Origin of the sequence: Shinella lacus (assembly GCF_010994755.1) — a bacterium.
GTDB classification, from domain to species: Bacteria; Pseudomonadota; Alphaproteobacteria; order Rhizobiales; family Rhizobiaceae; genus Shinella; species Shinella lacus.
This window is the reverse complement of sequence record NZ_WHSB02000008.1, coordinates 96,609-113,258: the sequence shown is the minus strand read 5'-3', so window position 1 is coordinate 113,258 and position 16,650 is coordinate 96,609. Positions and strand designations below refer to the sequence as shown.

Below are 16,650 nucleotides of genomic sequence, written 5' to 3'. Positions count from 1 at the left end.
TGCCGGCGGACCTTTTTGTTTCTGCCGCATTATCCGACGCCGAAGCGATGCCGCTTCGGCTGGAAATGCTTTAGACCAGATCCGCCTTGCTGAGATCGATCGGACCGTTCGGGAAGTAGTAGGCACCCTGAAGGCCCTTCGCCGCGCCGTGGAAGTTGACGGCGGAAAACAGCGAGAAGCTCGGCGATTTCTGCGCCATCAGCGGGAAGACCTTTTCCTGAAGGATCTTGAGGCGCTCTTCCGGCGTCGCGGCACCCCGCTCCTCGTCGAGCACGGCGTCGATCTCCGGATCGTTGACGCCGGTGATGAGCGCCGCCTTCGAATGCCAGTTCGGGCGCAGCACCAGGTCCGGTTCCGGCGAACCGGTCATCCAGCCCACGTCGCACATATGGCCCTGGCCCTGGCCGTCGGCGGCGCGATAGATCGCCTGTTCCCAGGCGGCCGGCTCCAGCACGGTCAGTTGCACGTTGAAGCCCTGCTCGGCCATCATCGCGGTGATGATCTCGCCATATTCCTTGGTCTTCGGGTAGAAGCCGATCGAGGTAATATATTCGAGCGGCGGCAGGCCCTCGCCGTTCGGGAAGCCGGCTTCCGCCAAAAGGCGCTGGCATTCCTCCGGGTCGTATTTCGGATAGGTCTCGATGTCCTTGAAGCCGAACTTCATCGGCGAGATGAAGCAGCTCGTCGCCGAGGCGGCGTCGCCCATCAGCATGAGGATCTGCTCGCGATCGATCGCATGGCAGGCGGCAAGCCGGATGCGCGGATCGTCGAAAGGCGCCTTGTTGCAGCGGAAATGCAAGTACTTGTTCTCGGTGGAAAGGCCGCGGTGCCCGACGATGGCGTCGTTGCCGGCGAGCGTGGCATATTGCTCGGGCTCCAGGCGCTCGGCGATCTGGTATTCGCCGTTCATCAGGCCGAGCAGGCGCGTATTGGCATCCGGCACATAGGCATAGACGATCTCGTCGATCTTCGGCCGGCCGCCATAATAGGCGTCATTGGCCGCCAGCATGCTGCGATCGCCGACCGTCTCGACATATTTGAAGGCATTGGTGCCGTTCGGACGCTTTTGCAGGGTCGCCGGATCGGCGACGTCCTTGGCCGACAGGATCGGGAGGAAGCTGGAGATGAACCAGTAGGCCGATGCCGGATAACCATACTTGGCGGTGCTGAGGCGCACGGTCAGGCGGTCTACGACCTCGACATCGACGCGGCCCGGATAGAAGGAGGCGGCCGGCCGTTCCGGGTTGGAGGCATATTCCATCGTCGCCTTGACGTCCTCGGCGCCGAAATCCTTGCCGTCATGGAACTTGACGCCGTCGCGCAGCTTGAATTCCAGCGTGTTGGCGTCGATGAGCTGCCAGCTCACCGCGAGGTCCGGCTCCAGCTCGGGAACCTTGCCCTCTTCCATCTGGCAGCGGGTCAGGTGGCTGAACACGAACTTTTCGAAATTGGACTGGCCGAGCGTGGTGTGCGATGTCGGGTCCCAGTTCCCGGTCACCGGACCCATCGAGGCGAGGACCACGGTCTTCTTCGCCTGCGCTGCGGCAGGCCCGGCGATCGAGGCAAGGCCCGCCACCGCAACGGCAGCACCCGCACTCGCAAGCAGTTCGCGACGTGTAATCATGGATAGGTTCCCTTTATCGTTGACCTGCCGGAGGAGAGCGGCGGCTTTCCCGACCCCCGTTCCCTTCCAATTGCAGCAACGTTAGCAGCCGCACGGCACTCCCGGCTTGACACCGCGTACGTCTTTTTTGTCGCAACGGCAGGATTGCAGCAACGGATTTGTGCAGGGCAGCAACCGGCGGTCGTGCCGTTGCACCAGCGCGGCAACCCGCCAACCGTCTTTTGTCACCGCGTGCGGCAAAAGGCCTTGCGATTCGGCCGGGCACCGGCAATCATGATGAAAAAATGACGAACGGGCTGCGCGAGGCGCCCGACGTCAAACCTCCCGAACTGCCAATGCGTCGAAGGGTTACGAATGGAACGCGTTATCGATCTGTCATCGCGTATCGACTATGAGATGCTTTTCGATCGGAAAACGGCGCAAATCTACTATGGCGTCGAGCCCGAGCCTGCCGGACGCTACTATGACGACGACCGCGGGATGGTGGTGCGCACCCATGTCGACGGCGGCCCGTTCCGCCAGGACCTGATCCAGTTCGAGCCGGACGTGCTCGCCTTTGCCGGCTTCGGCAGCCCGTTTCCGCTGCCCAATGTGCGCCACCACGTCCAGACCGTCGGCGACGAGGACTGGATCCACTTCACGCTCTGTCTGGACTCTGCCATTTGCGAAAACGTGCTCGGGCAGGAAGTGGTCGAGCAGGAGCGCTACGAGTGCACGATCACGCGCTATCCGGCGAAATCGGTGATCGACCGCATGTCGCGGCTCGACGGGCAATACAAGATCGCCTGTCTATGGTTCAAGCCGGAGGCCTTGCTGAGAATGCTCGAAACGACGGAATCGCGCATTCCCGACGAGCTGTTCTGGCTGAAGGCGGGGCGCGTGGACCGGGTCTATTACGCCTCGATACCGCTGACGACGCAGATGTACCATGCGGTCAACGACGTGCTGGCCTGCAATTTTTCCGGCGGCGTGCGCCGTGCCTTCGTGCGCTCCAAATATCTGGAACTCCTATCGACGATCTACCAGTCGCTGGTCGACCAGGCCAACCAGAAACGCTCGTTCTGCGGCGACGGCGACCATCGCAAGGTCGAGGCGGTGGCGAGCTACCTGACGTCGAACCCCGCCTCGAAGGATTCGCTTGCCGATATCGCGCGGCGCGTCGGCATGAACCGCACCAAGCTCGTCACCACCTTCAAGGAGGTCTACGGCACCTCCGTCGAGGCCTATTGGCGCGACTGGCGCCTGCAGAAGGCGCGCGACCTGCTCGTCAACCGCCAGATGTCGGTGAGCGAGGTCGCCCAGCAGGTCGGCTATTCCGAAATCTCCGCCTTTACCCGCGCCTTCAGCAAACAGTTCGGCATCGCGCCGAAGAAATACCAGATGAAGTGAGGCCCTGGCGGAGGCGTTGAACGCCGCTGCCCGCCCTCCCCGATCGTCCCCCCAAGCCGCCGGGAAGAACCTGGTTACCATCGCAAGCAGGTTTTCGCGCCGCTGCCCTCAGCGCTCATTGTGCTGCGGGAGCGTGTATGCAACCATTCGCGCGAAGCGTGCAGAAGCACGGCTATTTAAGAACTCAACGGCAACGGGGGAACTGAACATGGGTAAGAGCCCGACCAGTGACGCGCTTGATGCATTCGCCAAGACCGTGGGGGGCTTCAGGGCCTACGATTTCAGCCAGGCCAACGCCTTCAAGGTCATCGAGACGGACGATCCCAGCCAGGGCAAGATGTACAAGATGGTCTTGCGAAACGGCCAGCCGATGGGTGGCGTCTGCATGACCATGTGCGCCTTCTGGGTGGTGTTCCATGCCATGCAGGACAAGAAGGGCGGCAGCGCCTTCACCAAGGGACGGTCCGTCTGGGACTACCTGTTCAACGACGGCGGGCTGAACACGGGCGCGGCCACCAATATCGTCGTCGAACATCACCAGTCGTCCGGCAACCAGCTCATCTATTTCGACAACTTCATGAAGAAGTTCGGGGTGGAATTGCGCAACAAGTCGATATCGGGCGGGCAGTTGCCGAACGCCTATATGCCGTTGACGGCCGGCACCACGGACCAGGCTGCCGCCCTGATCACCTCGGTCAACGGCTACAAGATGATCAGCCTGAAGAAGACCAATTCGGGCGCCGGTGGCGGGCATGCCGTGAGCGCCTGGTACGATGGTTCCGATGCGCTGTTCATGGATCCCAACTACGGCGAATTCTGGTTTCCGTCAAAAGTTGCCTTGACCACCTGGTTCAAGTTCTTCTGGGCCAAGACCTATTCCAAGAGCTACAAGAGCCTTCGTCCCCGCACCTATGTCGCAGCCGCCTGAGGCGCTTCAGGTTGATGCCTGTTTCACCGCCTGGAGAGCCGCGCGGACGATGGCGATATCCTGCGTCGCGACGCCGGTAAGGTCGGCGATCGTGATCTGCGTGTCGGCGGTCCGCCCCGGCTGCGATCCGTTGAGGATGGCGCCGAGCTCCGGGCATGCGGACGGATCGAGCAGGCCGGCCGCGACCGCCGTGGCGATCTCGCCATGGTCGGCGCATTGCGCGCGGTGATCGACCGCGATCACCGCGGCACGCGACAGGAGGTCGAGGTGCAGTTCCTGCTTGCCGGGGGCGTCGGCGCCGAGCGCGGTGATATGGGTGCCGGGCCGGACCCACTCGGCCATGACGATCGGCGCGGCCGATGGTGTCGTGGTGATGATCGCATCCGCCGTTGCGCACAGCGTCGCAAGATCCGGCTCCGCCTTGACGGAGAATCCTTCGGCCGTCATCTCGCTGGCAAAGGTCTTAGCCCTGGCGCCGTCGCGGCCCCAGTTGCGGAAGGTGAGCGGATGCTGCGCGATGGCGGACAGGGCCCTGATCTGCTGGCGGGCCTGCGTGCCCGATCCAACGATCGCGATGGACCGGCTGTCGCGCCGGCAGAGCGCCAGCGTCGCGATGGCGCCGCCAAAACCGGTCCGGAGGTCGGTCAGCCAGCCCTCGTCATAGAGCGTGGCGACCACCTGGCCGGTGTCCGAGGAGATGGCGATCATCATGCCGTTGCTCGACGGAAGGCCGCGGCGCGGGTTGTTGTAGAAGCCGGAGGCGATCTTCACGACGAAGACATCGTCGCCCGCGATATAGCCGTATTTGATGTGGCAGTCGGCATTCTGCGCTTCGAGCCGCAGATAGCCGACCGGCGGAATGTTCGCCCGCCCGTCGACGATCGCGACATAGGCGTCCCGAATGGCATCGACCGCGAAAGCGGCAATCGGCAGGCGCTTGAGGTCGTCCAGCGTGAGGCTGATCATCATGCATTGCCTTCATTGAGATATTTGTAGACGGTCGCGCGCCCCAGCCCCAGCACACGGGAAATGTAGGGCGCGGAGTTGCGCGCGGAGAATGCGCCGTCGGAGGAGAGCGCCACGACGAGTTCGCGCTTCTGCTGGCGGGTCATGTCGGTGATGCGGATGCCGCGGGCATGGGTCCATTGCTGGATATATTCGTTGATCCGCTCGTGCCAGTCTTCCTTGAAGAGGCTTGCGGGCTTCGCCTTGTCCTCCGGCAGCCGGATCAGCGTCGAAAGCGTGCGCATGACCGAATGGAAATCCGACAGGTCGACATTGATGCAGAGCACCGCGGCGGGTTTTCCGAGATGGTCTGAAAGCACCACGCTGATCGCCTTGATCGACCGGCCGTCCCAATTCACCTTCTCGTAAGGCCCGATCAGGCGTTCGTCCGGCTGGAAATCGATCTCGTGCAGCAGCGACGGTTCGCCGATTTCCCGCTTGGAGAAATTGCCCGCGAGATAGACGACCGTCTCGGTCGCCAGATCATGCAGCACGACCTCGGCAAACGGCTGGAAGAGCAGGGCGACGGCGTCGCAGATCCGGGCGTAACTCTCAAGTTGCTGGTTCACGTCTTTGGCCTCACATTTCAGCGCGACAGTGCCATTCGTGGACAAATTTGTCCAGAATAGAAATTTTATCCACGCCGCTTGACTTTCCCCGAAAACGCCGCTCCTATCGTGGACGCATTGTGTTACATGGACATTCAGTCCACACCAGTTTGAGGGCGGCAACCATGGAATCCACCACTGCAATCGATGCCATCCGGAACGCCGAGACGCGCGTCCGGCCCTTCGTGCGGGAGACCTATCTCGAAGCCTCGCCCTATCTGTCGAAGACGATCGGCCTCGACGTGCATCTCAAGCTGGAAAACCTCCAGCATACGGGCTCGTTCAAGCTGCGGGGTGCGCTGAACAAGATCCTGTCGCTGGGGAGCGCCGCCGCGACCACGCGGGTCGTCACCGCCTCGTCGGGGAACCACGGCGCGGCCGTCGCCTTCGCGCTGAGACAGGTCGGCGGCGAAGGCATCGTCTTCGTTCCGGAAAATGCCTCCGAGGCAAAGGTCGCCGCCATCCGCCGCCTCGGCGCGGAAGTCCGCTTCCACGGCACCGATTCCGCGGTGACGGAAGCCCATGCGCGGGCATTCGCCGAGGCCGAAGGCGGCGTCTACGTGCCGCCCTATAACGATATCGATGTGATGGCCGGCCAGGGCACGCTCGGGGTGGAAATCCTGCGCCAACTGCCGGACGTACGCACCGTCATCGCCTCCGTCGGCGGCGGCGGGCTGATCGCCGGCATCGCGACCTATCTCAAGGCCGCAGCCCCGCAGGTGAAGATCGTCGGCTGCTCGCCACAGGCCTCCCGCGTCATGGCTGCCTCGGTTGCGGCCGGGCGCGTGCTCGACCTCGATTCCGACGACACCCTGTCGGACGGCACGGCCGGCGGCGTGGAGCCGGACACCATCACGTTTGCGCCCTGCCGCGACCTGGTCGACCATTGGATCGACGTCTCCGAGGTGGAGATCGCGCAGGCGATGAAGCTGTTCGTCGAGCATCACCACATGCTCTGCGAGGGCGCCGCGGGCGTCGCCATCGCCGCCGCCATCAAGGCGGAGCGCGGCCTCATCGAAGGCCCGGTGGCAATCGTCGTGTGCGGCGGCAATGTCAGCATTCCGGTGCTGAAGGGCATTCTCTGATGCCCGACGCAACCGCCGCCGGTTTCCTCGCCACCGAGTTGCCGCGCCTGACGGCGCTGCGCCAGAAACTCCACGCCATGCCGGAACTGTCCCGCCAGGAGGTCGAGACCTCAAGGCTCGTCGCCGCGGAACTGCGCGCGCTGGGGCTCGTCCCCCACGAGAATATCGGCGGTTACGGCGTGGTCGCGGAGATCGCCAGCAGGGCGGAGGGGCCGATGGTCGCCCTTCGGGCGGACATGGATGCGCTGCCGATCCAGGAGGCGACGGGGCTCGCCTATGCATCGCGCCATCCGGGCTGCATGCATGCCTGCGGTCACGACGGGCACACCGCAGCGCTGCTGGGTGCCGCCGCCTATCTCGCCACGACCCGGAATTTTGACGGCCGCGTGCTGCTGGTGTTCCAGCCCGCCGAGGAACGCTACGGCGGCGCGCAGCCGATGCTGGACGACGGCCTGCTCGCGCGCTTTCCCTTCGACAGCATCTTCTCGTTCCACAACTGGCCGGGGCTGGCCGAAGGCGCGGTGTCGGTCGCGGACGGCCCGGTCATGGCCGGCTCGAACGAATTCGAGGTGGTCTTCCGGGCCGATGGCGCCCACGGCGCGATGCCACATTTGAGCGCCGACCCCATCCTCGCCGGCGGCTATTTCCTCACCGGCCTGCAGCAGATCGTCTCGCGCGCCGTCGATCCGCTGCAATCGGCCGTCGTCACGGTCGGCTCGTTCCATGCGGGCATGGCGCAGAACGTCATTCCCAAGGAAGCGCGGCTGCGCGGCACCTATCGCGGCTTCTCGCTCGACATGCTCGCCCATATCCGCACACGGCTCGAAAACGCCGTGCGCGCCACCGCCGACATGAGCGGTGTCACCGCCGAATTCACCCTCGACGGCCCCGACTTTCCCCCCGTCGTCAACAGCTCCCGCGAAGCGCAGATCATGCGCGACGTCGCAACGACGCTGGGTTCGCAGCAGCTCACATCCTGCCCACCCTCCATGGCCGGCGACGACTTCGCCATTTTCCTCACCGAACGCCCCGGCGCCTACGCCTGGATCGGCAACGGCACCGACAGCGCCGGCCTGCATCAGCCGGAATACAACTTCAACGACGCCATCCTTACGACCGCAGCCGAACTGCTCGCCCGGACCGCCGAGGCAAGCCTTCAGACCAGGACTGCGTGAGTCCGCGGCCAATCGAAAGGCAGGGCGAGGTCATCTCCCGCTTCATGCCGGGTGACAAACAAAAAAGGCCCGGCAATTTGCCAGGCCCGGTTTTCGTATAAGGGCAGACCTTACTTGTTGATCGGTGCGTAGTTGCCGTCGTGCCAGCGGTTGATGTCGTAGCTGGCGTCCTTCAGGTCGCCCTTTTCGTCGAAGGTGATGGTGCCGACGACGGTGTCGATGGACTGGCCGTTCTTCAGCGCCTCGGCCACCTTGGTCGGGTCGTCCGAGCCGGCGCGCTCGATACCCTGGGCGAAGGCCTGGATCACGGCATAGGAGAAGAGCGTGAAGCCTTCCGGCTTGAAGCCGCCGGCGGAAATCTTTTCCACGGCTTCCTTTGCTTCAGGCTTGGCCTGCGGATCGGACGGGAAGACGAAGAGCGTGCCTTCGCCGGCCGGGCCTGCGACCTGCCAGAATTCCGGCGAGGCGATGGAATCGGGCATGATCAGCTGGAACTTGTAGTTCTGCTCCGCCGCCTGGCGCAGGATGAGGCCCGCTTCGGGGTGATAGCCGCCGAAATAGACGACATCGACCTTGGCGTCCTTCAGCTTCGTGACGAGCGCGTTATAGTCCTTCTCGCCCGCATTGATGCCCTCGGCGAGCACTTCCTTCAGGCCGTTCTCGTTCATGGTGGCGCGCACCGCATCCGCCACGCCCTGGCCGTAAGCCGTCTTGTCATGCAGCACGGCGACGTTCTTGCCGGCATATTCCTTGGCGATCCACGGGCCGATGAAGGCGCCCTGGGCGTCGTCGCGGGTGTAGAGGCGCATGATGTTGGTCCAGCCCTTGGCGGCCGCATCGTCCGTCATGACCGGGTTGGAGGAGGCCGGGCTCATCATCAGCGTGCCGTTTTCGGCATAGACCGCGGAGGCCGGAATGCTGGAGCCCGAGCAGGCATGGCCGTCGACGAACTTGACGCCGCTGGCCGCGATGCGGTTTGCCACCGAGACGGCCTGCTTCGGGTCGCACTGGTCATCCTCGAACTGGAGCTTGATCTGGCGCCCGAGCACGCCGCCCTTGGCGTTGATGGCGTCCGCGGCCGCCTGCGCGCCCTGCTTGAACTGGTCGCCGATCGTGGCGAGCGGCCCGGTCAGCGGACCCGCCACGGCAAAGGTCAGGTCTTCGGCGCGGGCGGCACCGCCGATGAGCAGGCCGATGGCCGTGCCGATAATCAGGATCTTCTTCATTCTCAACTCCCTCTTTGCAGCCGCACCAGCGCGGCTGCTCCTTCCAAAAAACACCTATCGCGCCGACAGCAGCGGCTGGCATTCGAACCATTCCCACAGATAGACGGCAAGCCCCCGATCGGCGTGGATGCGCAATGTCTGCGTGTCCTCGTGAAAATACACGACCGCCGTCACGCCGCAAAACGACAGGGCGGCGCACGGCCCCGGATTGTCGACATCGATCGTCGTCGCGCGCGCCAGGAGATCGCGGATACCATCTCCCCGCGCCTCGAAGACCCGCAAGGCCGAGCCGACGCCTGTGACGGCATATCCCGCCTCGTGCCAGCCGTCGTCGACGGGAATGCCGACCGCAAGGAGGCGGTCGCGGGCAAGGCGCACCGCATAGCGCGCGCCCGTGGCGAGGCCGAGCGCGCCGACATCCTTGCCGAGACCATGCCCGGCGAGGAAGCGGTCGAGATCGCCGCTGACGAGGCGTTGCGGCAGGCCGGTAACGGCGCGAAGCGCGATGGTGCGGCCCGCAAGGCGGGCGCTCGCCCAGTCCGGTTCGGGCTGCCACTTGCCGGAATTGTCAAGCATGGAGGCGGCCTCCTTCAGCGTCGAAGGCGCAGGCGGCGACGATGCGGGCACGCCGCACCTCCCGCAAATGCTGCAACTCGATGATGTCGCCCATGCGATCGAGGCCGCGCTCGATCAGCCCGAGCGCGATCGGCCGCTGGAGCGCGGGGCTGAAATAGCTCGACGTGACATAGCCGAGGCTGCGCGGCGTGCCCGCCAAGTGCTCTATGCCATGCGCGCCGGTCGGCAGCACACCCGCGCCGTCGATCGCCTCCAGCCCGACGAACTGCCGGCGGTCCGGGCGGGCGGCATCTTCGGTGACCAGGGAACGGCGGCCGATGAACTCGACCTTCTTCCTCTCCAGCGGCGCGGTGAGCCCGAAATCCATCGGCCGGCTCGTGCCGTCGGTGTCCTTGCCGATGACGATGTAGCCCTTCTCCGCGCGCAGCACCATCAGCGCTTCGAGGCCGAGCAGCGTCGCGCCGAATGCCTGCCCTTCCCGCCTCAGCCTTGACCAGAGAGAAGCGGCATGATCGGCCGGCACGGAGAGTTCGTAGGAGCGCTCGCCGGTGAAGCTGACCCGGGCGATACGCGCCGCCTGCCCCTCGAAACGGCCCATGGCAACGGCCATATGCGGCAGGGCGGCATCGTCCAGATCGAGGCCGAGGCCGATTGCTTCGAGAAGGGCGCGCGATTGCGGGCCGGTCACCGTCAGCGTCGCCATTTCGGCGGTCGCGTTGTGAATGAAGACGCGCCGCCGGTCGAAACGGTCCTGCCGCCATTCCTCCAGCAGGGCATGCACGCCCGCCACATGCGAGGAGGAGCAGGAGACGACGAAGCGGTTCTCGTCGAGCCGCACCAGCACGCCGTCATCGTAGATATTGCCCGCCTCCGAGAGGATGAAGCCGTAGCGGCAGCGGCCGGGGGCGAGCGTCGACATGGTGTTGTAATAGATGAAATCGAGGAAGGAGCCGGCATCCGGCCCGACGACCTCGATCTTGCCGAGCGGCGAGCCGTCGAACAGGGCGACGCCGGCGCGCGTGGCCGTCGCCTCCGCCTGGATGCGGTCTTCCGGCGCGCCGCTTCCGTAAAAGGCCGGCCGCAACCAGCCGCCATATTCCCGGAAGGTCGCGCCGTCCGCCCGGTGCTCGCGTTCCAGCGGCAGGCGGCGAAGCGGGCTCATGCGCGTGCCGGAGCGGGCACCCGCGAAGGAGGCGAGCGGAACCGGCGTGAAGGGCGGGCGATAGGTCGTCGTGCCCACCTCGGGAATGCGCCGGCCGGTCAGCTCGGCCACCAGCGCCAGCCCGTTGACGTTCGAGGTCTTGCCCTGGTCGGTCGCCATGCCGAGCGTGGTGTAGCGCTTCAGGTGCTCGACGGAGACGAAATTTTCCCGCACGGCGAGTTCCACGTCCTTCGCCGTCACGTCGTTCTGGAGGTCGATCCAGACACGCTCCTTCGCCCGTGACTTCGGCCAGGCCGCGACGATGCCGAGGTCCTGGCCCGCGCCCTCCGCAAGCCCCGCCGGCAGCGAAAAGTCACCGGCGGCGGCACCCACCACTTCCACGCCCTCCACCGGCCGGCCGGGCACGAAGGCGAGGATGTCGTCGCGCCAGTCGAGCTTGCCCTGCGCCTGGCAATAGAGATGGACGGTCGGCGTGAAGCCACCGGAGGCGAGCACCGCATCGGCCTCCAGCACGCTGCCATCGGACAGCCGCACGGCGCTGACGGCGCCACGGCCGCTGGCCTTGACGATGGTGCGGCCCGTGAGCACCCGCAGCCCCTCGGGCGACGGGGCGTCGGCGCGGTAATCGACAACCGTGACATCGGCACCGGCGGCCGAGAGCGCCTGCGCGGTCTCATAGGCCAGCCCGTTGTTCGTCGCCACCACGACCCGGCGCCCGGCGGCGACGCCGAAGCGCCGGAGGTAGACGAGCGCGGCTTCGGCGGACATGATGCCCGGCAGGTCGTTGTTGCCGAAGGGCAGCGGCCGTTCGATGGCGCCCGTGGCAAGCACGATGGATTTCGCCCGGACCCGCCAGAGCCGGTCGGGCGCGCCGCCCTCGCCTTTCTGGTTCAGGCCCGCGAGGTGGTGGTCATAGATGCCGAAGGCCGTGGTGCCGGCCAGCACCAGCGCGCCGGCCTGCTCCAGCTCCGACACCACATCCGCCGCCCAGGCCGCGCCCGGCTTTCCTTCAATCGTCGCGGCGCGGAAGAGCAGGCTGCCGCCCGCCTGCCGGCCGTCGTCACAGAGCACGACACGCCGGCCGGCGCGCAGGGCGTCGCGGGCCGCGGCAAGGCCCGCGGGGCCGGCACCGACCACCAGCACGTCGCAATGATGGTTGACCTGTTCGGCGAAGGCCGGCGCGCGCACCGCCCCATCCAGCGTGCCGAGGCCCGCCATCTGGCGGATGCGCGGCTCGAACAGGTGCCAGTCGGGGAACATGAAGGTCTTGTAGTAGAAGGCGGCCGGGATGAAGCGCGAAAAGGCATCGAGGAAGGCATGGCGATCCTTCTCCGCGCTCGGCTCGGCATTGACGCTTCGCACCGCAAGGCCATCGGCGGCGAGGACCTGCGTGGCGCGCGTGTTCGGCATGCCGCCCGCAATGTCGAGAAGCGCGTTCGGCTCCTCGACGCCCGCACCCCACAGGCCGCGCGGGCGATGATATTTGAAGCTGCGCCCGACGATCGAGACGCCGCCCGCCAATAGCGCCGAGGCGACCGTATCGCCTGCAAAACCCGCGACGCTTCGCCCGTCGAAGGTGAAGCGCAGCGGCCGCGTCCGGTCGATCGCCGTGCCGCCCTCAGTGCGCCAAGCCGTCATCGCCGCCTCCTTCCAAAAGGGCGAAGGCCTGCGCCACGCCATGGTGCACCGTATCGCGCTCCATGCGGAACACCTCGCCGCAGGTCATGTGCATCCAGATTTCGTTGGCCGCGCCGCGCGGGTTGTTGCGATCGTGCAGGTAGGCCGCCCATTCGCCGTCCGTCACCGCGCGAAACCCCTCGGGCCGCCGGTTGCCGGCATCGCCGCCGAAGTGGAATTCGGTCTCGCTTCTCGGGCCGCAGAAGGGGCAGGGAAAAAGCTGCATGGCGGTCTCCTGGAGCATTTCCGGCCGAAGCGTCGCTTCGGCGTCGGACAATGCGGTACAAACAAAAATCTGGAGCAAGTCCGGTCCGCCGGATTTGCTCTAGTGCGCGATGCCGGAGCCGGCGGCTTCGTCGATCAGCCGCCCGCGTGCAAAGCGGTCGGGATCGAAGGGCCGGCTGATATCATGGTGTTTTCCGGTGGCGAGCAGATGGGCGAGCAGCGTGCCGCCGGCCGGGATCGCCTTGAAGCCGCCCGTTCCCCAGCCGCAATTGAGGAACAGCCCCGGCAGGGGGCTTTCGCCGAGGATGGGCGAGGAATCCGGCGTGACGTCGACGATGCCGGCCCATTGCCGCATCAGCCGCAGTTGCCGGAAGCTCGGGAACATTTCGAGCAGGCCCGACACGACGCCTTCCAGCATCGGCAGGTTGCCGCGCTGGCCGTAGGAGGGAACGCGGTCGAGCGCGCCGCCGATAACCAGCTCGCCCTTGTCGGACTGGCTTGCATAGGTGCCGGTTCCGGGCGACAGCACGACGGTGTCGAGCACCGGCTTGATCGGCTCGGAAACGCAGGCCTGCAGGGCATAGGAGGTGATCGGCAGGCGGAAGCCGGCCTTGGCCGCAAGATGCGAGGAATGACCGGCGACGACCATGGCGGTGCGCTCGGCGCGGATCTCGCCGCGGCTGGTCTTCACGCCGCGGCAGCGCCCGCCCTCGATGAGGAATTCCTCCACCTCGCAGGACTGGATGATATCGACCCCGAGCCGGTCGGCCGCACGGGCATAGCCCCAGGCGACGGCATCGTGCCGCGCCGTGCCGGCCCTGCCCTGCCAGACCCCGCCGAAGACCGGATAACGCGCCTCGGGCGAAACGTTCAGCAGCGGCAGGACGCGGCGCACCTCGTCCACGCCGAAGAGTTCGGCATCCGTGCCGTTGATCTGCATGGCGTTGACGGTGCGCGCCGCCATTTCCATCTCCGCCTCGCTGTGGGCGAGCGTGACGATGCCGCGCTGGGACAGCATGATATTGTAGTTGAGGTCGCGGCCGAGCGTCTCGTAGAGCCGCAGCGCCAGGTCGTAGAGCGCCGTGCTTTCGGGGAAGAAATAGTTGGAGCGGACGACCGTCGTGTTGCGCCCGGTATTGCCGCCGCCGAGCCAGCCCTTCTCGATGACCGCGATGTTGCGGATATTGTGCGCCTTGGCGAGGTAATAGGCCGTCGCCAGCCCATGCCCGCCGCCGCCGATGATGAGGATGTCATAGCGTGGCTTGGGCTCCGGCGAACGCCAGGCCTGCTGCCATCCCTGCTGGCTTCTCAGACCTTCCTTCAACAGCGAGAGGGCCGAATAATGCCGCGTCATCGCATGGCCCCACTGCCCGCGCACGCCAGCGCGCAACGGCAAACCGGGAAGGCTGAGTGCTGCTTCATGCGCTGCCCCTGCATGGCGGAACCGGCCTTCTGGGCCGCGTTTTTGATTGATCCCGTGATCTCAATAAAACATCTGGACACTGATGTCCAGAAGAGCGCGACAGGCTGCAACGCCCAAAGGCGCGTTCATGACCTTGACCAGCAGGCAGGGGGGTTTTTAAAGCCGTACAGGCCTGTCCATTGTCAGCCGTCGGGCTGCACGCGTCGCACCAGGCTTTCGAAAGCCTCGACCTCGTCGTCCGGGGCCTCGCGCCCCGTGAAACTGAGGAGATAGGGCCGCAGGAGCCGCAGCCGCATGTCGCGGTCGTCGCGCATGCCGAGCGTGTAATGGCCGATCTGCGTGAAATACAGCACCCGGGCGCGGATGAAGGCTTCCTGCTGCGGATAATCGTAGCGCAGGAACATGCGTGCCACGGCATCGACGCGCTGGTCGTCCGCCTGGTCGACGACGCCGCGCACGGCCGCATCCACCTGCCCCCAGGATCTGACCGCCGCGTCCAGCCGCGGGTCGAACAGCGCCGGGTCCACCCAGCATTCGAAGATGTGGCACACGGCCTTCGTCACGGTTTGCGCGGGGCGAAGGGCACGCTCGATGATGGGACTGGTGTTCTTGCGCAGCCAATAGTCCAGCAGTTCCCGGTGCAGTTCCTGCAGATCGGCAAAGAACCAGTAGAAGCTCGACCGCGACACCGCGAGCGTCTTGGCCATGACCTGGATCTTCACATTGGCGATGCCCTCCGCGGCGAGCGCCCCGATGCCCGCCTCGATCCAGGCCTCCCGCGTCATGCGGCCGGTCGTCTGCTTCGCGGCGCCGGCTCTTGCGCCCGGGGGCTTCTTCTCATTCACGATGTCGTCTCACCCGGTTTCGCCGCTCCATGCGGGCTTATGTTGCGCAATGCCGGACGGGATATCAAGTTCAGGGGAACTTCGCGGGGTGCCTGGCGGTTACGTCAGCAGCCTTACTCCGGTTTTGGGAGAAACATCATGAATCGCATCATTCCGGCCGTGCTGGCCTGCTGTGCGCCGATATTGCTCTTCGCGGGCGCCCATGCCAGCGAAGAACAGTTTCTGGGCGGCCTTGAGGGCCAGTATGCGGGCCAGGGCCAGGTGCGGCTTCGCACCAACAAGGAGCCGATCAACGTCGATTGCACCTTCACTTCGACGGCATCCGGCAATTCGCTGTCGCTCAAGGGGCGCTGCCGCGGCCTGCTCGTCGTGTCGAGGGCCGTCGGCGTCGACCTGAAGATTTCCGGAGGCGCCTATCGCGGCTCCTATATCGGCGCGGGCTCGGGACCGGCATCGCTGTCCGGCAAGCGCCGGGGCGATACGCTCAACCTCGCCATCGGCTGGGCCAAGGAGGTGAACGGCGACCGGCGTGCAAGCCTCTCCGTGGCGAAAGCCGGAAATGACGGCCTGACCCTCACGACCACCGACCGCGACCCCGCCTCGGGCAAGACGGTGACGACGAGCCGGATCACGCTCCAGCGCCAATAGCGAAAATCGCTTCTGCCCGCGCGCCGGCCATGGCAAAGACTCCTGAAGCTTTGCGAAGGAGAGGCAACCATGGCTGCGAAGGACGCACCGTCCCTGCCTGCCGGCAGACCGCGCGCGGCGGCAGCCCTGCCGCTCAATGCGCTACGCGCCTTCGATGCGGTGGCGCGGCGCGGCAGCCTGCGGGCGGCGGCGGACGAACTGCGCGTCGTGCCCGGCGCCGTGCGCCAGCAGATGGCGAGCCTGGAGGACAGCCTCGGCGTCGCCCTGCTCAGCCGCGAGGGCGGGCGGGTGGCGCTCACCCATGCCGGCCGGCGTTTCGCCGACGCCGTCGCCGTCGCCCTCGATATTTTGACCCGTGCTGCCGATGAGATCACGGATGCGGAGCGGCGCCGGCGCATCCGCCTCGGTGCCCCCATGCCGTTCGCCGCGAACTGGCTGATCCCGCGCCTGCCGCGGCTGATGGCCGACCTGCCGGCGCTGGAGATCGACATCATCCCCGTCGACGTCGCCTTCACGCTCGCCGACCGGCCAGACCTCGACGCCTTGATCGTCGGCGGGGAATACCGGCCGCTGCCCGACATCGCCGCCTTCGGCTTCATGAAGGACGAGTTCGGCCTTGTCGGAACGCCGGCCGAGGCCGCCAAGCTGCAAAGCGCGGTGGACGGCGGCGAAGCGTCGGCCGCCGTGGCCATCGTCGCGCGCGATGTCGCGTACCTCCTCGATGACTGGTTTCGCGAAAGCGGCACGCCGCCCCTGCGGTTTCACAAGCGCTTCGAAACCGAGACGCTGGAGCTTGCCATCGCCGCCGCCAAGGCGGGGCTCGGCATCGTCGCAGCACCCCGCGCCTCCATCGAGCGCGAACTGGCGGAAGGCCTGCTCGTCGCACCGCTCGGCTTCGTCGCCCGGCCCGTCGGCTACCGCCTGTGCTGCCGCAGCATGGATGCCGAAGGCAAGGCGATCCTCGCGCTCAGGACCTGGCTGACGCGCGAGGGCGCAGGAAAACTGCCCGGCAGCGCAGAATAATGTCCCTGCCGCCGGGCGGGCGGAAAGTTCT

Annotated in this window: 15 protein-coding genes; 6 read left to right on the top strand and 9 right to left on the bottom strand. The window is 66.1% G+C overall.

Translation table 11 applies throughout. The annotated features are described in order from the left end of the window. Positions 1-70 precede the first annotated feature (70 nt). Positions 71-1,624, bottom strand: a complete 1,554-nt coding sequence (locus GB927_RS21105; RefSeq protein ID WP_256119186.1) for an ABC transporter substrate-binding protein — start codon at positions 1,622-1,624, stop codon at positions 71-73. Between the two features lie 354 nt (positions 1,625-1,978). On the opposite strand from GB927_RS21105, the gene GB927_RS21100 reads away from it, so the two are divergent. Beyond that, complete coding sequence (locus GB927_RS21100; RefSeq protein WP_256119185.1) at positions 1,979-3,013, top strand: helix-turn-helix transcriptional regulator; 1,035 nt, start codon at positions 1,979-1,981, stop codon at positions 3,011-3,013. A gap of 208 nt (positions 3,014-3,221) precedes the next feature. Then, a complete protein-coding gene (locus GB927_RS21095; protein WP_256119184.1) occupies positions 3,222-3,941 on the top strand; it encodes a YopT-type cysteine protease domain-containing protein in 720 nt (239 codons plus the stop codon). Between the two features lie 6 nt (positions 3,942-3,947). Here the strand turns inward: GB927_RS21095 and GB927_RS21090 are convergent, their stop codons facing one another. Then, positions 3,948-4,910 (bottom strand): ornithine cyclodeaminase family protein, encoded by a 963-nt coding sequence (locus GB927_RS21090; RefSeq protein WP_256119183.1) that lies wholly within the window; start codon positions 4,908-4,910, stop codon positions 3,948-3,950. Then, positions 4,907-5,515: a helix-turn-helix transcriptional regulator gene (locus GB927_RS21085; protein ID WP_256119182.1), complete on the bottom strand. Its 609-nt coding sequence runs from the start codon at positions 5,513-5,515 to the stop codon at positions 4,907-4,909. The genes GB927_RS21090 and GB927_RS21085 overlap by 4 nt, the downstream gene beginning before the upstream one ends. A gap of 164 nt (positions 5,516-5,679) precedes the next feature. On the opposite strand from GB927_RS21085, the gene GB927_RS21080 reads away from it, so the two are divergent. Both GB927_RS21080 and GB927_RS21075 read left to right on the top strand, forming a co-directional pair. Then, positions 5,680-6,639 carry a threonine/serine dehydratase gene (locus GB927_RS21080; RefSeq protein WP_256119181.1) on the top strand — a complete coding sequence of 320 codons (960 nt, stop codon included), beginning with the start codon at positions 5,680-5,682 and terminating at the stop codon, positions 6,637-6,639. Further along, a complete protein-coding gene (locus GB927_RS21075) occupies positions 6,639-7,814 on the top strand; it encodes a M20 metallopeptidase family protein (protein WP_256119180.1) in 1,176 nt (391 codons plus the stop codon). The genes GB927_RS21080 and GB927_RS21075 overlap by 1 nt, the downstream gene beginning before the upstream one ends. 110 nt (positions 7,815-7,924) lie before the next feature. On the opposite strand, the gene GB927_RS21070 is transcribed toward GB927_RS21075, so the two are convergent. The 6 genes from GB927_RS21070 to GB927_RS21045 all read right to left on the bottom strand — a co-directional run bounded on the left by GB927_RS21070 (position 7,925) and on the right by GB927_RS21045 (position 14,948). After that, entirely contained in the window at positions 7,925-9,040 is a 1,116-nt protein-coding gene (locus GB927_RS21070) for a branched-chain amino acid ABC transporter substrate-binding protein (protein WP_256119179.1), read from the bottom strand. Between the two features lie 54 nt (positions 9,041-9,094). Then, positions 9,095-9,616, bottom strand: coding sequence for an aminomethyltransferase family protein (locus GB927_RS21065; RefSeq protein ID WP_256119178.1), 522 nt, complete (start codon positions 9,614-9,616; stop codon positions 9,095-9,097). Further along, positions 9,609-12,416: a 2Fe-2S iron-sulfur cluster-binding protein gene (locus GB927_RS21060; protein ID WP_256119177.1), complete on the bottom strand. Its 2,808-nt coding sequence runs from the start codon at positions 12,414-12,416 to the stop codon at positions 9,609-9,611. The genes GB927_RS21065 and GB927_RS21060 overlap by 8 nt, the downstream gene beginning before the upstream one ends. Continuing rightward, the gene (locus GB927_RS21055; protein WP_256119176.1) at positions 12,397-12,681 is read right to left on the bottom strand and encodes a sarcosine oxidase subunit delta; all 285 of its coding nucleotides are present in this window, start codon (positions 12,679-12,681) and stop codon (positions 12,397-12,399) included. The genes GB927_RS21060 and GB927_RS21055 overlap by 20 nt, the downstream gene beginning before the upstream one ends. Positions 12,682-12,780: 99 nt before the next feature. After that, positions 12,781-14,034 carry a sarcosine oxidase subunit beta family protein gene (locus GB927_RS21050; RefSeq protein WP_256119175.1) on the bottom strand — a complete coding sequence of 418 codons (1,254 nt, stop codon included), beginning with the start codon at positions 14,032-14,034 and terminating at the stop codon, positions 12,781-12,783. A 251-nt stretch (positions 14,035-14,285) separates the two neighbouring features. After that, positions 14,286-14,948, bottom strand: coding sequence for a TetR/AcrR family transcriptional regulator (locus tag GB927_RS21045; RefSeq protein WP_256119174.1), 663 nt, complete (start codon positions 14,946-14,948; stop codon positions 14,286-14,288). 138 nt (positions 14,949-15,086) lie between these two features. Between GB927_RS21045 and GB927_RS21040 the strand changes: the two genes are divergently transcribed. Together GB927_RS21040 and GB927_RS21035 are read left to right on the top strand one after the other, a co-directional pair. Then, a complete protein-coding gene (locus GB927_RS21040; RefSeq protein ID WP_256119173.1) occupies positions 15,087-15,596 on the top strand; it encodes a hypothetical protein in 510 nt (169 codons plus the stop codon). A 69-nt stretch (positions 15,597-15,665) separates the two neighbouring features. Then, on the top strand, positions 15,666-16,619 hold the full coding sequence (locus GB927_RS21035) for a LysR family transcriptional regulator (RefSeq protein WP_256119172.1): 954 nt from the start codon (positions 15,666-15,668) through the stop codon (positions 16,617-16,619). Positions 16,620-16,650 lie beyond the last annotated feature (31 nt).

What these genes read in the sequence shown, in the direction of transcription:
- GB927_RS21105 (WP_256119186.1), bottom strand. Translation starts at nt 1,624, where the DNA reads ATGATTACACGTCGCGAACTGCTTGCGAGTGCGGGTGCTGCCGTTGCG.
- GB927_RS21100 (WP_256119185.1), top strand. Translation starts at nt 1,979, where the DNA reads ATGGAACGCGTTATCGATCTGTCATCGCGTATCGACTATGAGATGCTT.
- GB927_RS21095 (WP_256119184.1), top strand. Translation starts at nt 3,222, where the DNA reads ATGGGTAAGAGCCCGACCAGTGACGCGCTTGATGCATTCGCCAAGACC.
- GB927_RS21090 (WP_256119183.1), bottom strand. Translation starts at nt 4,910, where the DNA reads ATGATGATCAGCCTCACGCTGGACGACCTCAAGCGCCTGCCGATTGCC.
- GB927_RS21080 (WP_256119181.1), top strand. Translation starts at nt 5,680, where the DNA reads ATGGAATCCACCACTGCAATCGATGCCATCCGGAACGCCGAGACGCGC.
- GB927_RS21075 (WP_256119180.1), top strand. Translation starts at nt 6,639, where the DNA reads ATGCCCGACGCAACCGCCGCCGGTTTCCTCGCCACCGAGTTGCCGCGC.
- GB927_RS21070 (WP_256119179.1), bottom strand. Translation starts at nt 9,040, where the DNA reads ATGAAGAAGATCCTGATTATCGGCACGGCCATCGGCCTGCTCATCGGC.
- GB927_RS21065 (WP_256119178.1), bottom strand. Translation starts at nt 9,616, where the DNA reads ATGCTTGACAATTCCGGCAAGTGGCAGCCCGAACCGGACTGGGCGAGC.
- GB927_RS21060 (WP_256119177.1), bottom strand. Translation starts at nt 12,416, where the DNA reads ATGACGGCTTGGCGCACTGAGGGCGGCACGGCGATCGACCGGACGCGG.
- GB927_RS21055 (WP_256119176.1), bottom strand. Translation starts at nt 12,681, where the DNA reads ATGCAGCTTTTTCCCTGCCCCTTCTGCGGCCCGAGAAGCGAGACCGAA.
- GB927_RS21050 (WP_256119175.1), bottom strand. Translation starts at nt 14,034, where the DNA reads ATGACGCGGCATTATTCGGCCCTCTCGCTGTTGAAGGAAGGTCTGAGA.
- GB927_RS21040 (WP_256119173.1), top strand. Translation starts at nt 15,087, where the DNA reads ATGAATCGCATCATTCCGGCCGTGCTGGCCTGCTGTGCGCCGATATTG.
- GB927_RS21035 (WP_256119172.1), top strand. Translation starts at nt 15,666, where the DNA reads ATGGCTGCGAAGGACGCACCGTCCCTGCCTGCCGGCAGACCGCGCGCG.